Consider the following 13734-nt stretch of genomic DNA (forward strand, 5'->3'; position numbering starts at 1 on the left):
AATGATGAGACCGGTAGTAGTAAAAGAAAAAAGAGTAAATGAATCACAAATACATGCTGTAGAAGATGAGGTTAGACAAGCAAAAACGATGGATCGTGATATCGTGACACATGCGATGAAACAATCCTTTGCGAAATTGAATCCGAAAGTAATGATAAAGAATCCGATTATGTTCGTTGTGGAAATTGGATTTATCATTACGTTAATTTTATCCTTTCTTCCAAGTAGTTCTAGTAGTGTACCAGGGTGGTTTAATATAACAGTTTCTCTCATTCTATTATTTACAGTTTTATTTGCTAACTTTGCAGAAGCTTTAGCTGAAGGGCGTGGTAAAGCGCAAGCTGATTCTTTAAAACAATCGAAGAAAGATGTATTTGCAAATGTTGTAAAAGAAAATGGAGATATTGTTCAAGTTTCAGCAACTGATCTGAGAAAAGGTGACGTTGTTATTGTAAAACAAGGAGAAATGATTCCAAATGATGGTGAAGTAATTAAAGGTTTAGCGTCTGTCGATGAATCTGCAATTACAGGGGAATCAGCTCCTGTTATAAAAGAAGCAGGTGGTGATTTTTGTTCAGTAACAGGCGGTACGATGGTCGTAAGTGATGAGATTACGATTGTAATTACGAGTAACCCTGGCGAATCATTTATTGATAAAATGATTTCTTTAGTAGAAGGAGCTGCGCGTCAAAAAACGCCGAATGAAATTGCCTTAAATACAGTATTAACGAGTTTAACTCTAATTTTCTTAATCGTCGTTGTGACGTTGCCGATTTTTACAAACTATTTAGGGTTTCAAATTGATACAGCTGTACTTGTAGCATTGTTAGTTTGTTTAATTCCAACGACAATTGGTGGGTTATTATCAGCGATTGGTATTGCTGGGATGGACCGCGTAACAAAGTTTAATGTATTAGCGATGTCAGGGAAAGCAGTAGAAGCTGCGGGCGATATTAATACGATTATTTTAGATAAAACAGGTACGATTACTTTCGGGAACCGGATGGCACATACACTGCTACCAGTAGGAAATGAAACGATTGAGCAAGTAGGAAAATGGGCTGCGATTAGCTCAGTTTTAGATGAAACACCAGAAGGTCGATCTGTTATAGAATATGTACAAACGAAATCTATATCATATAATAGAGAAATTACAGAACAAGGTGAATTTGTTCCATTTAAAGCAGAAACAAGAATGAGCGGTGTTGATTTACAGGATGGAACGAAAGTGAGAAAAGGTGCTGTTGGTGCCGTGATTGAATGGGTTCAATCGCAAGGCGGGATGATTCCAAAGGATGTGAATCAAAAAGCAGATTTAATTTCAAAAGAAGGCGGAACACCACTTGTAGTTGCAGTAGACAATCGTATTTACGGTTTAATATATTTAAAGGATACAGTGAAACCTGGTATGCGTGAACGTTTTGAACAATTGCGCCAAATGGGGATTAAAACGGTTATGTGTACAGGTGATAATCCGTTAACAGCAGCAACAATTGCAAAGGAAGCAGGAGTAGATGAATTCGTTGCTGAGTGTAAACCAGAAGATAAAATTGCGGTTATTAAAGCAGAACAAGACAAAGGGAAACTTGTAGCGATGACAGGTGATGGTACAAATGATGCCCCGGCATTAGCGCAAGCTGACGTTGGGTTAGCGATGAATAGTGGTACGACAGCTGCGAAAGAAGCAGCAAATATGATCGATTTAGATTCGAATCCAACTAAAATTATTGAGGTTGTAGGAATCGGTAAGCAATTGTTAATGACGCGTGGTGCGTTAACAACGTTTAGTATTGCAAACGATATAGCAAAATACTTTGCAATCATTCCAGCGATGTTTACATTAGCAATTCCGCAAATGGAAGCATTGAACATTATGAAATTAACATCGCCACTTTCAGCGATTTTATCAGCATTAATATTTAATGCGGTTATTATTCCGTTACTTATTCCGCTAGCGATGAAAGGTATCGCATATAAACCAATGAGTTCTAATGCATTGCTTAGCAGAAACTTACTCATTTATGGGCTTGGCGGAGTGATCGTTCCATTCATTGGAATCAAAGTAATTGATATGATTGTCGGCTTGTTCATATAAGGAAGAGGGGAAAAAAGATGGCGGAAAAACAAAGTATACTTTCACCAATTATTCGTATTACTTTTACGTTCTTAGTCTTGTGCGGACTTGTATACCCGCTTATTGTAACTGGTATTGCGCAAGCGGTAATGAAGGATAATGCGGATGGAAGTCTTATCTATAATGATAAGGATGAAGTAGTTGGTTCAAAATTAATCGGTCAAAATTTCACAGATCCACGCTATTTTCATGGACGTGTCTCTAGTATAGAATATAAAGCAGAAGCATCTGGTTCAAATAACTATGCACCGTCTAATCCAGATTTAGCAAAACGAGTTGAGAAAAGTATTGATGACTGGAAGAAACAAAACCGGGCCGTTCCAGTTACAGAAGTACCGATAGATTTAGTGACGAATTCAGGTTCAGGGCTTGATCCTGACATTAGTCCGAAGGCGGCTTCCGTACAGGTAGATCGCATCTCGAAATTAACGAATATTCCGAAAGAAAAGCTAGATCAATTGATTAAGGATCAAACGGAAGGTGCTGCACTCGGCTTGTTTGGAGAAGATCGCGTGAACGTCTTAAAGTTAAATTTAGAATTGCAGAAATTAATGAAATAGTAACAGTGCTACCTCAATCTAACGGATTGAGGTAGCGTTGTTTCGAAAGAAAGGTTGTGAGTGTTTTGTATGCGGATGACTATAAACCGACGTTTCAAAGGCGAACGCCAGAAGAGTATTTAGAATATATTCGGCAGCAAAATCGCGGAAAGTTAAAGCTATACGTAGGGGCTGCACCAGGAGTAGGGAAAAGTTATAAAATGCTCTATGATGCTAGAGAAATGAAAAAGGATGGTATTGATATTGTAATTGGTTTAATTGAAACACATGGTAGGGAAGAGACAGAAGAAGCGATTGCTGATTTAGAAAAAGTCCCTTTAAAAGAAATAGATTATAAAGGAAAGGGATTTTATGAGCTTGATGTGGAAGGAATTATAAAGCGGGCACCACAAATTGTTGTTGTGGATGAACTTGCGCATAGTAATATTCCCGGGTCGAAAAATAAGAAACGTTACATGGATGTGCAGGAATTGTTAGATGCCGGTATATCTGTATTATCAGCATTTAATATTCAACATTTAGAAAGTGTTCATGATATTGTAGCTCAAATTACGAATGTCAAGGTACGAGAGCGTATTCCAGACTTTATTTTACAAAAAGCAAATGAAATTCAGCTTGTTGATGCAACACCTGAGGTACTCCGGAAGAGATTAATAGATGGAAAGATATATAAGGAAGAAAAAATTCAACAAAGCTTACAAAACTTCTTTACGATAAATAATTTAGGGGCATTAAGAGAGTTATCACTTCGAGAAGTTGCAGATGATATGGATGAGAAAATTAGCCAAACAGTAATAGAACCGATCGGTGTGAAAGAAAAAATTCTCGTTTGTGTACAATACAGTTCAACAGCAGAGAAATTAATACGGAGAGGTTGGCGCATGGCTGATCGGCTAAATGCTGAATTGTATGTGTTAAACGTTGAAAGAGAAAATATAGATTCTATTTCAGCAGGCAAAAAGCAAACGATTGAAGAATGGAAATCGCTAACGAATCAATTTGATGCGAGCTTTGTATTAGAAGAAGCAAAGGGAAGAAAGCCCGCTGATGTTATTATTGAAGTTGCAAAAAGACTACAGGTGACACAAGTTTTACTCGGGCAATCGGCGAGAACACGGTGGGAAGAAATACGAAAAGGTTCTATTGTAAATGAAATTATGAGACAAACGAAGTATATTGATATTCATATCGTTGCTGATCAAAGAGCTTAAGAGACCATCTATAGGTCTCTTAAGCTCTTTGTGCAGCATGGGAATGTAGCATTTTCATTGCGTGTAAAACTATAAGTAGAAATATAATTGCCCCTAGGAAGAAAATCCAAAAGTAATTTTGATTAAATAAAAGAAACCCACCTACAATAGGCCCTGTACCCATACCAAGATAGCGAATGAAGTTGTACATACCGATGGCAGTTGCGCGTTCTTGTACGAATTCTTCCGTTAATAAAGTAGTGTGAGTCGGTATAGAAAGTCCCATACTAAAACCGTATAAAGAGGTAACGATAATTACGGATGGGATATTGATGCTATATGTGAAAGAGAATAAAGTGACACATATAATATTGAAGAAACTAGTGATGAATAAAGCCTGCTTTGTTGTGAAATGTTTTTGCGAAAATTTGTAGCAATAGCTTCCTAACATAAGAGAAAGGGACATCGGTACAAACATAAGACCAATTTCGCTTGCGCTTAGATGAAATATATTTGTTAATATGCTAGGTAAAAAAACGAGGAAACAGAAATATATACAAAATTGAATAAAGCCAATAAGTGTAATGGAAAATCCAGTTTTATTTTTTAAGATAAGCCAGTAATTCTTTTTTGCTTTAGGTTTCTCAATTACATTTGGTTTTGTTTCTGGAAGTAGTGAAATGTTTATAATTAATAAGATGATGCCAATTGTAGATAAAAAAAGAAATACAGATAAGTGGCCATTTATACTGCCGAGATAGCCACCTATGAGAGGACCGATTGCAGGTGCGAGAGCAAGTAACATTTGATAAAGGCTCATCGCTTCTCCGCGTTCTTTTCCTTCAAATAAATCACCGATAATCGTTGCTGCAACTACAGGTATAGCCGCTATTCCTATAGCTTGAACAGCTCTAAAAAATAGAAATAAGTAAATGTTTGGTGAGAAAGCACAACCAATTGAGCCGATTGTACTAATGATTAAACTAGGGATAAGGACAGATTTTCTTCCCTTTGTATCAATTAAAGGTCCGTATATGAGCTGCATAATCGCAAGAACGAATGTGAAAAGTGAAACTGTTAAATTTACAAGATAAAGAGAAGTATGAAACGAATTTTGAATCATCGGTAAGATCGGTGTGTAAATATTTTGAGAGAAGGAACCGAGTAAGGCACTCGTACAGACAACATATAAAATGAAATTCAGTTTGGTTTTTTCCATAATGCTAACCTCCTTGTTATTTAGTTTCCTTAGAAACTAAATTCATTTTAACATGATTTTCTCACTTGTAAAGATGGGGAAATGATTTTAAAATGGTATATAGTTAAATTGTTTCTTTGGAAACTTAGGAGGCGAACGGATTGGAACGTACAGCGAAACAAATGGAAATACTTTCGGATATTCGTACACTTTTTCATAAAAAAGAAGAGCAGTTGAAAGGAAATAATGAGAAGTTTCTTCGTGAGACAGGTGTAAGCGGTATGTCTTTATCTGAGTTACATGTTATCGAGTGTATCGGAAAAAAGGGTCTTATGAATGTAACGGCTATTACGACAGAAATGGGAATGACGAAGGGTGCAATCTCTAAAATTTGTACAAAGTTGTTTCAAAAGCAATTCGTTGAGAAGATGCAAATGTTAGATAATCAAAAAGAAATTTTCTTTCGCTTAACGGAAAGCGGAAATGAAATATATAAAGCTCATGATAAATTGCATAAACAAGCTGAAGAAAAGTGGCTGCTACTGTTAGATGGATATACGGAAGAAGAGCAAGATTTTATTCAAAGGTTTATAAAGGATGTCTCCAAACATTTGGAAATATAATTGGAAGAAAAAAACTCCTTTATTTCAAGCCTTTTGAATATAATTTCTAAAAAAACTCATATATAATAGAGGAAGATACTTAACAAAGTGAATAATTAAAGAGTCAATATATATAAAGAGGAGAGAATAACATGCTTGAAAATACGGGGTTAGTATTAGAAGGCGGCGGTATGCGTGGTGTATATACGGGCGGGATATTAGAATATTTTATGGAACAAGATTTATATTTTCCATATGTAATTGGTGTATCAGCTGGTGCTTGTCATGCAGCGTCGTATCTTTCCAGACAAAGAAATAGAAATAAAACAGTAAATATTGATTATGCATCACATCCGCAGTATTTATCGTATAAAAACTTGTGGAAAAAACGTCAGCTATTTGATATGGAATTCATTTTTCATGAAATTCCAGAAAAGCATGTACCGTTTGATTTTGAAACATACTTTAATAGTCCAGAGCGTTTCCTTGTAGGAACAACTGATTGTGAAACAGGACAGTCTGTTTATTTTGAAAAAGAGGGAACGAATGATGATGCACTAAATTTATTGCAAGCATCTAGTTCATTACCTTTCATTGCACCGGCAGTAAACTACCGAGGTAAGCAATTGTTAGATGGCGGGATTTCAGATCCGATTCCAGTTCGTAAAGCACAGGAAGATGGATTTGAAAAATCAGTCGTTATTTTGACGAGAAATCATGGTTACGCGAAGAAAAAATCAAAATTTGGTTGGATTGCAGCAAAGGCTTATAAGAAGTATCCAAACCTTGTAAATACGATGCTGAATCGTTATGAAGTGTATAATGAAACACTTCACTACATTGAAAAAGAAGAGCAAGCTGGTAATTTATTTGTTATTCGCCCAGAAGTACCGCTTCAAGTAGATCGTATGGAAAAGGATACGGCTAAATTACAAAGTTTATATGAGCAAGGCTATGAAGATGCAAAGAGACAATTTGCAGATTTACAGGCGTTTTTGCAAAAATAATAATTAGGCTGTGGAGAAGGAGTTCTCTGCAGCCTTTTTTATTATTGGTTTCAATACCGAATGTTGGTTATATACATTTTGGGATTATGGTATAATATGGATAAAAGTATGTAGAGAGGTGATACATATGGAAAATGTATATAAAGGGCTTAGACATACTGGATTTACAATGTTGCTTATTTTTGGTGGCGTATTTCTACTGCGCTGGTTCATTCATGATGAAATGTTATTAGATCAGCTTATTGGTTTTAGTATAGGAATGGTAATGGTTATTTCATCAGTGTTCATTCAAAAGTATAGTAAAGAATTGCAGGTAAATGAGAAATATTAAAGGTTTCTAACCTCTTTTAAGTAGTTTGGTCGTAGAGGAGGCTTTCATATGACTTTTTTATTTGCGGTATATTTTGTTTTTATTATGACATTGTTAATTACATTTCTTCTTTCTAAAAGATCATTTGAGAAGCCTTTTATTAAATATATACCAGCGTTCATATTGTTTATTTTGGCTTTCATTTCTTCTATTATTTTTATATTTAATAACGGAATGGGAGAGCTTATGATAGCAATCTTCTTAGGTGTTACAGCAATAGCGAACGGTCTTTTGCTTTTTGCGTTGAAAGTAGTTCGTGTGATTGTTGCAAAAGGAAAGTAGCGCATCGGAATTCGATGCGCTACTTTTTTATTTACGCTTCTTTTTAATAAATGAAAAGGCTAAAGCTGCAATTAAAATACTGCCTTTAATGATATCTTGCGCATAATAAGGAACGTTCATCATTGTAAGGCCGTTTAATATGATTCCAATTAATACGGAACCAAGAAATGTTCCGATGACATTTGGTTTCTTAGCACCGAACATTGCATAACCGATATAGGCAGCTGCAACTGCATCCATTAATAATGGGGCGCCAGCTGAAACTTGTCCTGTTCCAACGCGGCTACATAGAATAATACCGCCAATAGAGGCAAGTAAACCGCTAATCATATAAGCATATACACGGTAACGATCAGTAGGAATACCAGCTAGTCTAGCAGCTTCTCGATTCCCACCTGTCATATAAAAGAAACGACCGTACGTTGTTTTTTCTAAAAATACATATGCAATTAAAACGACGATAAGCATGATAATGACAGGGACTGGAATTCCTAACACAGAACCTTGACCGATAAATAAAAAGGATGGAATAAAATGTCCTTTGGCACCAGACATTCCTTCATAAATAGAAGATCCTTTTGAAAATGTTAAGTGTAGTCCATTCACGATATACATGATACTTAATGTAGCTAGTAAATCTGGTAGTTTAATTCGGATAACGAGTAGTGCATTTAATAATCCAACTAATAGCCCACAAAGAATAGGAACAAGGAGTGTGACTAATAGTTCTTGTCGATATAAAATGAGACAGGAAGCAGCGGCAATGGTTGCTAAACTAGCGGTAGAGCCGACTGATAAATCAAATCCATCTACAATTAATGTAAAGGTAACACCAATTGCAAGTAACGTTACGATAGAAATGGAACGTAAAATATCACTAATATTGTTGTATGTTAAAAAAGAATCGTTGACGATAGAGAAGAAAATTGTAACACCTATAATGATAGCAATCGTACTAAATTGATAAAAAAGATGAGTAGGTAAATATAGTTTCTTAGTTTTTGTTTTATGAACGAGATTCAATGGAATAACTCCCTTCAGATAAATGTAAAAGCTGTTCAGGAGATAGTTCGTCTGGTAAGTATTCACCTACAAATTCTCCGTTTGCGAGTATAAGAATGCGATCAGCGATATGTAGTGCTTCATCTTGTTCTCCTGTGAAGTAAATTACGGAACTTCCGTTTTCAGTAATGTTACGAATGAATTGAAAAATGTCTTGTTTTGCAGCTATGTCTACACCTTTAGTTGGCTCGTCCAAAAGAAATAGATTCGGTTTGAATCCATGCCACTTTGCAATGGAGACTTTTTGCTGGTTTCCACCGCTAAGTGAATGAATAAATGCTTTTGGGTCATTGGGTGAAATGCTGAAAGAAGAAATTGCTGTAGTAGCATTATTTACTTCGGTTTGCTTTCGTCTCCAACCTGATTGGTGTAAATTAGTGTGGCTTATAATATCTTCCGAAAGAAATACGCCTTGTTTTCTTCTTTCCTCTGGTACAAGTGCGATCTTTGCTTTAATCGCATCTCGCGGTGTTTTAATTGTTATTGTTTGACCATCTATTTCTGCGTGATAAGTATGACGAGTACCAAATAACGTTTCAGCAAGTGTTGTTTTGCCACTGCCAATTAATCCGTATATCACAACAGTTTCACCTTTCTGTACGGTGAGAGAAAGAGGAGAATGGTCTTTGTGTAATGGAAGTTCTTGTACTTTAAATAATTCTTCGTTCCCTCGTTTTGGCGCTGTATTAATAGGAAGTGTAAGTTGTTTTCCAGTCATCGCTTCCACAATTTGTTGATCTGTAACCTTTGTAATCGCTTCAGAAATTGCAACTTTACCGTTATGTAATACGGTTACATCATCCGCGAAATTTCGAATCTCTGATAAACGATGAGAAATTAAGATGATGCCAATTCCTTTCAATGTTAAATCTTTTAATAGTTGCCCGAAGGTTTCAACTTCTTTCGGTCCAAGAGAAGAAGTAGGCTCATCTAATAAAAGATAATTTGTATTGTTGGATAAAGCTCTTGCGATAAGAAGTAATTGTTTTTCATGTAATGAGCAGTTTGAAACATCTTCCGAAACATTTAAATCAGCCTGTACAGTTTGCAAATGTTGTTTAGCGAGTGAGACTAATTTTGACTTTGAAAATAGTACTTTATTTTGCATTGCTAAATGATCGATTAGTACATTTTCTAATACAGATAATCCAGGAATAAGTCCGTGATCCACTTCTTGTGTTACGAAAGAAATACCATGCTTTTTTGCATCGCGTGGTGAAGTAAAGGAAATAGACTGATTATCAATTTTTATATTCCCAGCAACTGGTTGAATTTCACCAGTTGCTATTTTTAGTAAAGTACTTTTTCCTGCACCATTCATTCCTAGTAAAGCGTGAACTTTTCCTTTTTGTATGTTAATAGAAACATTTTCTAGTACAGGGGTAGAGATGTGATAAGAATGTGTAATGTTTTGAAGAGAGAATGTCATCATTTTTTCTCCTTCTCTAATTTTTTCATCCAAGGTGAATATGCATCTTTCGAGTCTCCCCAACCGTTTATATGTTTTGATAATTGATCCATCGTTATATTTTCTTGTGGCAAACTATTTTTCTTTACTAAATAAGGTTCTAGTGAATAAATATCTGGCGTTTGTTCACCAGCGATTTTCTTGTATAAGAAACGCACTTGAACTTTACCGACTTCAGCTGGATCGGTTGCAGCCGTAGCAGTCCAAGGTGAATTTTCTTTTTGCATGAGTTGTAAATCTTCATTACTTAAGTCAATGCTGTATACTTTTATATCTGTACGACCAGCTTGTTCGAGTGCTTTGACGGCCCCCTTAGCAAACTCATCCCACGAAGCGAAAATAGCTTGTAAATCACCTTTTTTCGGATATTTTTTTAGTAAAGCCTCTACTTGTGTTTGCGTATCAAGTGGTGTGTTATTACTAGCGGTACCAAAGCGTGCAACTTCTTTTATATTTGGATAACGTTTATAAAAAGCATCAATGATAACATTGCGACGTTCCATTGGAGCAAATCCGCCAACCCATACGACGGCGATATTCCCTTGTCCATTCAGATCTTCCGCTAACGTTTTTAATGATTTCCATGCAAGACTATAGTCATCTTGATCAATAATCGTTACGCCTGGTAAGCGTAGGTCGTTATCAAATGCAACTACAGGAATATTCGCTTGTAATGCTTTTTCTACTCCGGGTTTTAGTGCTTCAGAGCGACCGTGATCAATTAAAATACCATCAACTTTTGAATTAATAGCAGTATCTAGATTTGCTGCCATTTTTGCTAAATCATTATCAGAATTGTAGACTTGCACACTGCCGCCGAATAGCTCGACTTGTTTTTTGACACCCTCAATATATTGAGAGGAAAAAGTTCCGATAGACATTTGCATAATTAATGCGATTTTTAATGGATTTTTTACTTGGCTTGGAATTTCTGTTTGTAAATGATTTGCTGCTGTAGTAGCTTCTTTCTTCACCGTTTGTTGCTTTTGTGAAGAGATGGCATCTTGTTCATTTGTGCAAGCTGTTAATGCGAGTAAGAGAATAATGAGTACGGTGGAACATAATTTTTTCATGAAAAAATCCCTCCTAAATTAAGAAAAGAGAGGAGGGAGTGAAAATAAAAACGTCTTTTCATATAGAAAAGACGTCTTATCATATTACTCTTATCTTTCAACACAATGTGTTGTAAGAATTAGCACCGTGCCCATAAATGGGTCGGTTGCCGGGCTTCGTAGGGCTCATCCCTCCACCTGCTCTTGATAAGACATCGAATATTTAACTATTTCGAATTATTCCATAAGTGTATGCTGTTGTCAAATGTTTTTTTGTAAATAAAAAATCCCTCTTTACGAGGGATTTTAATGTGGTAAGAAAACTAATTGATAAGCGAACAAGATCCCGAATAAATACACAAGTGGGTGAACAGCACGGAATTGTCCTTTTGCCACTTTCATAAGTGGGTATGAAATAAATCCAAGTGCAATACCTGTTGAGATACTTGATGTAAGTGGCATGCTTAAGATTACTAAAAATGCTGGGAATGCTTCATCGAATGTATCCCAATCGATGTGGCGAACTGAGCCCATCATAAGACTACCAACGATAATTAGTGATGGTGCTGTAATAGCTGAAACGCCAGAAACAGCGCTCACTAACGGTCCGAAGAATGCTGCTAATGCAAATAGAACAGCTACTGTAACAGTTGTTAAACCAGTACGACCACCAGCTGCAACACCAGCAGATGATTCAATGTAAGCTGTTGATGGTGTTGTTCCGAACATAGCTCCAATTGTTGCTGAGAATGAGTCAGATAGAAGAGCTCGTCCTGCTTTTGGAAGCTTTCCATCTTTCATAAATCCACCTTGTTGTGCAACGCCAAGTAGTGTACCTGTTGTATCAAATAGTGTAACAAGGAAGAATGAGAACACAACGCCGTATAATCCGTAGTTAATTACATCAGATACAGCAGTAATTGGATTTGAAACGATAATTCCTTCTGGTAATCCAGGCATTGATGTAACGCCGCTTGAGAATGTTAATTGACCTGTGAAGTAAGCAATAATACCAGTTAATAACATTCCGATAAATAGTGCCCCGTTTATATTTAAAGACATAAGGATAATTGTAATTCCAAGGCCAGCTAATGCTAGTAGAACTGGAGCAGAGTGAAGATCGCCAAGCCCAACTAAGTTTGCATCATTTTTTGTAACAATTCCCGTTAAGCGCAAACCGATAAAAGCAATAAAAAGACCGATACCAGCAGTAAGTGCATGTTTTAAGTTTTCAGGAATTACTTCCATTAATTTTGTACGGAATGATGTGAATGATAACAAAATTAAAATCATACCTGCTACGAATACAGCAGAGAATGCAATCGCGAAAGTCATGCCTTCATGAGCTTTTACAACAGAATAAGAGAAGTAAGCATTTAATCCCATACCCGGTGCAATTGCGATTGGTAAGTTTGTAAAGATTGCCATAAATAATGTTCCGACAACAGCAGCGATAATTGTAGCTGTAAATGCTTGTTCAAATGGAACGCCTGCATCCCCAAGGATGACAGGGTTTACGACAATGATATATGCCATTGTTAAAAAGGTAATAATACCTGCCATAATTTCAGTTTTAATAGAAGTTTTATGTTTTGAAAGGTTAAACATATAAACATCCTTTCTTTTTACGAATAATTTCCACAACAGTTATATATAATATTCGTTTTTTATCTATTTTGCAATAGTTTTGCATAAAAACTTTAGAACAACTCATATTTTATGTCTTAAATTCGAATGTTAACCGTAAAATTGCGTGTGAATTGCGGTTTTTTAATGTGTAAGTAGTTTTTATTATTGTGCACATTATAAGGGGAAAGGAGTTGAAGGAAGTTATGCCACAGCAAAAAAACTTTTTAACGATGCCAGCGCAGCATCAAAATAAACAGCCTGGTATTGAATCGTTAATGAATCCTCTTCCAAAGTTTGAAGATCCTAATTATAAAGGAAGCGAAAAGTTAAAAGGAAAGAATGTATTAATTACAGGGGGAGATAGTGGGATTGGGAGAGCTGTTTCCATCGCTTTTGCAAAAGAGGGAGCAAATATTGCGATTGCTTATTTAGATGAGGACGAAGATGCGAATGAGACGAAACAACTTGTTGAGAAAGAAGGCGTGAATTGTGTATTACTGCCGGGGGATTTAAGTAAGGAACAACAATGTAAAGATATTGTGGAAGAGACCGCCCGGCAGCTGGGGAGTTTAAATGTTCTTGTGAATAACGTCGCACAGCAATATCCGCAGCAAGGGCTAGAGTATATTACAGCGGAACAGTTAGAAAAAACGTTCCGTATTAATATTTTTTCTTATTTTCATGTTACAAAAGCAGCACTCTCTCATTTAAAACAAGGTGATGTAATTATAAACACGGCATCTATCGTTGCGTATGAAGGAAATGAAACGTTGATTGATTATTCTGCAACGAAAGGAGCGATTGTCGCTTTTACAAGATCGCTATCTCAGTCGTTAGTACAAAAGGGAATTCGTGTAAATGGTGTTGCACCAGGCCCAATTTGGACACCGCTTATTCCATCCAGTTTTGATGAGAAAAAAGTATCACAGTTTGGGAGTAATGTTCCTATGCAAAGGCCTGGTCAGCCGTATGAATTAGCGCCTGCATATGTATATTTAGCGTCTAGTGATTCGGCATATGTAACGGGACAGATGATGCATGTAAATGGTGGAGTAATTGTGAATGGATAGTTTTCATTTATAAGAGCAAAGTAAAGTTAATTGTATTTATCACGCTATTTGCGGGCAGTAAGACTCCTACCTAACAATTCGGTGAATACAAGGAAGTTAGGTGGGAGATA

Annotated in this window: 13 protein-coding genes and 1 riboswitch; of the genes, 8 read left to right on the top strand and 5 right to left on the bottom strand. The window is 36.2% G+C overall.

All coding sequences use genetic code 11. The features are described 5' to 3' along the window. The first annotated feature begins 4 nt into the window (after positions 1–4). From kdpB to kdpDN, 3 genes are read left to right on the top strand one after another with little or no spacing between them, the layout of a single operon-like run. Positions 5–2095, top strand: coding sequence for a potassium-transporting ATPase subunit KdpB (gene kdpB, locus QCI77_RS03950; protein ID WP_353824530.1), 2091 nt, complete (start codon positions 5–7; stop codon positions 2093–2095). A 17-nt stretch (positions 2096–2112) separates the two neighbouring features. After that, complete coding sequence (gene kdpC / locus QCI77_RS03955; protein WP_060749977.1) at positions 2113–2694, top strand: K(+)-transporting ATPase subunit C; 582 nt, start codon at positions 2113–2115, stop codon at positions 2692–2694. Between the two features lie 56 nt (positions 2695–2750). Next, complete coding sequence (gene kdpDN, locus QCI77_RS03960; RefSeq protein ID WP_148706553.1) at positions 2751–3905, top strand: KdpD-like non-kinase potassium sensor; 1155 nt, start codon at positions 2751–2753, stop codon at positions 3903–3905. A gap of 19 nt (positions 3906–3924) precedes the next feature. On the opposite strand, the gene QCI77_RS03965 is transcribed toward kdpDN, so the two are convergent. Beyond that, on the bottom strand, positions 3925–5103 hold the full coding sequence (locus tag QCI77_RS03965; RefSeq protein ID WP_060749979.1) for an MFS transporter: 1179 nt from the start codon (positions 5101–5103) through the stop codon (positions 3925–3927). A gap of 161 nt (positions 5104–5264) precedes the next feature. On the opposite strand from QCI77_RS03965, the gene QCI77_RS03970 reads away from it, so the two are divergent. The 4 genes from QCI77_RS03970 to QCI77_RS03985 all read left to right on the top strand — a co-directional run bounded on the left by QCI77_RS03970 (position 5265) and on the right by QCI77_RS03985 (position 7343). Continuing rightward, positions 5265–5705 (top strand): MarR family transcriptional regulator, encoded by a 441-nt coding sequence (locus tag QCI77_RS03970; protein WP_407707245.1) that lies wholly within the window; start codon positions 5265–5267, stop codon positions 5703–5705. Positions 5706–5836: 131 nt separating this feature from the next. Beyond that, positions 5837–6691: a patatin-like phospholipase family protein gene (locus tag QCI77_RS03975; RefSeq protein WP_044444609.1), complete on the top strand. Its 855-nt coding sequence runs from the start codon at positions 5837–5839 to the stop codon at positions 6689–6691. Between the two features lie 127 nt (positions 6692–6818). Further along, complete coding sequence (locus QCI77_RS03980; RefSeq protein ID WP_000432819.1) at positions 6819–7022, top strand: hypothetical protein; 204 nt, start codon at positions 6819–6821, stop codon at positions 7020–7022. Between the two features lie 48 nt (positions 7023–7070). Beyond that, positions 7071–7343, top strand: coding sequence for a hypothetical protein (locus QCI77_RS03985; RefSeq protein ID WP_000143386.1), 273 nt, complete (start codon positions 7071–7073; stop codon positions 7341–7343). Positions 7344–7370: 27 nt separating this feature from the next. Here the strand turns inward: QCI77_RS03985 and QCI77_RS03990 are convergent, their stop codons facing one another. The 4 genes from QCI77_RS03990 to QCI77_RS04005 form a co-directional block, all read right to left on the bottom strand. Then, entirely contained in the window at positions 7371–8366 is a 996-nt protein-coding gene (locus tag QCI77_RS03990; RefSeq protein WP_001054974.1) for an ABC transporter permease, read from the bottom strand. Further along, on the bottom strand, positions 8350–9837 hold the full coding sequence (locus QCI77_RS03995) for a sugar ABC transporter ATP-binding protein (protein ID WP_353824531.1): 1488 nt from the start codon (positions 9835–9837) through the stop codon (positions 8350–8352). Before QCI77_RS03995 ends, QCI77_RS03990 begins: the two co-directional genes overlap by 17 nt. Then, a complete protein-coding gene (locus QCI77_RS04000) occupies positions 9834–10946 on the bottom strand; it encodes a sugar ABC transporter substrate-binding protein (RefSeq protein WP_002134502.1) in 1113 nt (370 codons plus the stop codon). The genes QCI77_RS03995 and QCI77_RS04000 overlap by 4 nt, the downstream gene beginning before the upstream one ends. Before the next feature lie 87 nt (positions 10947–11033). After that, positions 11034–11139, bottom strand: a riboswitch (SAM riboswitch). A gap of 92 nt (positions 11140–11231) precedes the next feature. After that, positions 11232–12533, bottom strand: coding sequence for an NCS2 family permease (locus QCI77_RS04005; RefSeq protein WP_002029878.1), 1302 nt, complete (start codon positions 12531–12533; stop codon positions 11232–11234). Between the two features lie 224 nt (positions 12534–12757). Between QCI77_RS04005 and QCI77_RS04010 the strand changes: the two genes are divergently transcribed. Then, a complete protein-coding gene (locus QCI77_RS04010) occupies positions 12758–13624 on the top strand; it encodes an SDR family oxidoreductase (RefSeq protein WP_353824532.1) in 867 nt (288 codons plus the stop codon). Positions 13625–13734: the final 110 nt, after the last annotated feature.

This window comes from Bacillus cereus group sp. MG9, assembly GCF_040459995.1.
Classification (GTDB): Bacteria; Bacillota; Bacilli; order Bacillales; family Bacillaceae_G; genus Bacillus_A; species Bacillus_A mycoides.

Bases quoted from the DNA above. Each gene is read 5' to 3' on its own strand.
- QCI77_RS03985 (WP_000143386.1), top strand. From the start codon at position 7,071: ATGACTTTTTTATTTGCGGTATATTTTGTTTTTATTATGACATTGTTA.
- QCI77_RS04000 (WP_002134502.1), bottom strand. From the start codon at position 10,946: ATGAAAAAATTATGTTCCACCGTACTCATTATTCTCTTACTCGCATTA.
- kdpB (WP_353824530.1), top strand. From the start codon at position 5: ATGAGACCGGTAGTAGTAAAAGAAAAAAGAGTAAATGAATCACAAATA.
- kdpC (WP_060749977.1), top strand. From the start codon at position 2,113: ATGGCGGAAAAACAAAGTATACTTTCACCAATTATTCGTATTACTTTT.
- QCI77_RS03995 (WP_353824531.1), bottom strand. From the start codon at position 9,837: ATGATGACATTCTCTCTTCAAAACATTACACATTCTTATCACATCTCT.
- QCI77_RS03965 (WP_060749979.1), bottom strand. From the start codon at position 5,103: ATGGAAAAAACCAAACTGAATTTCATTTTATATGTTGTCTGTACGAGT.
- QCI77_RS03980 (WP_000432819.1), top strand. From the start codon at position 6,819: ATGGAAAATGTATATAAAGGGCTTAGACATACTGGATTTACAATGTTG.
- QCI77_RS04010 (WP_353824532.1), top strand. From the start codon at position 12,758: ATGCCACAGCAAAAAAACTTTTTAACGATGCCAGCGCAGCATCAAAAT.
- QCI77_RS04005 (WP_002029878.1), bottom strand. From the start codon at position 12,533: ATGTTTAACCTTTCAAAACATAAAACTTCTATTAAAACTGAAATTATG.
- QCI77_RS03970 (WP_407707245.1), top strand. From the start codon at position 5,265: ATGGAAATACTTTCGGATATTCGTACACTTTTTCATAAAAAAGAAGAG.
- QCI77_RS03975 (WP_044444609.1), top strand. From the start codon at position 5,837: ATGCTTGAAAATACGGGGTTAGTATTAGAAGGCGGCGGTATGCGTGGT.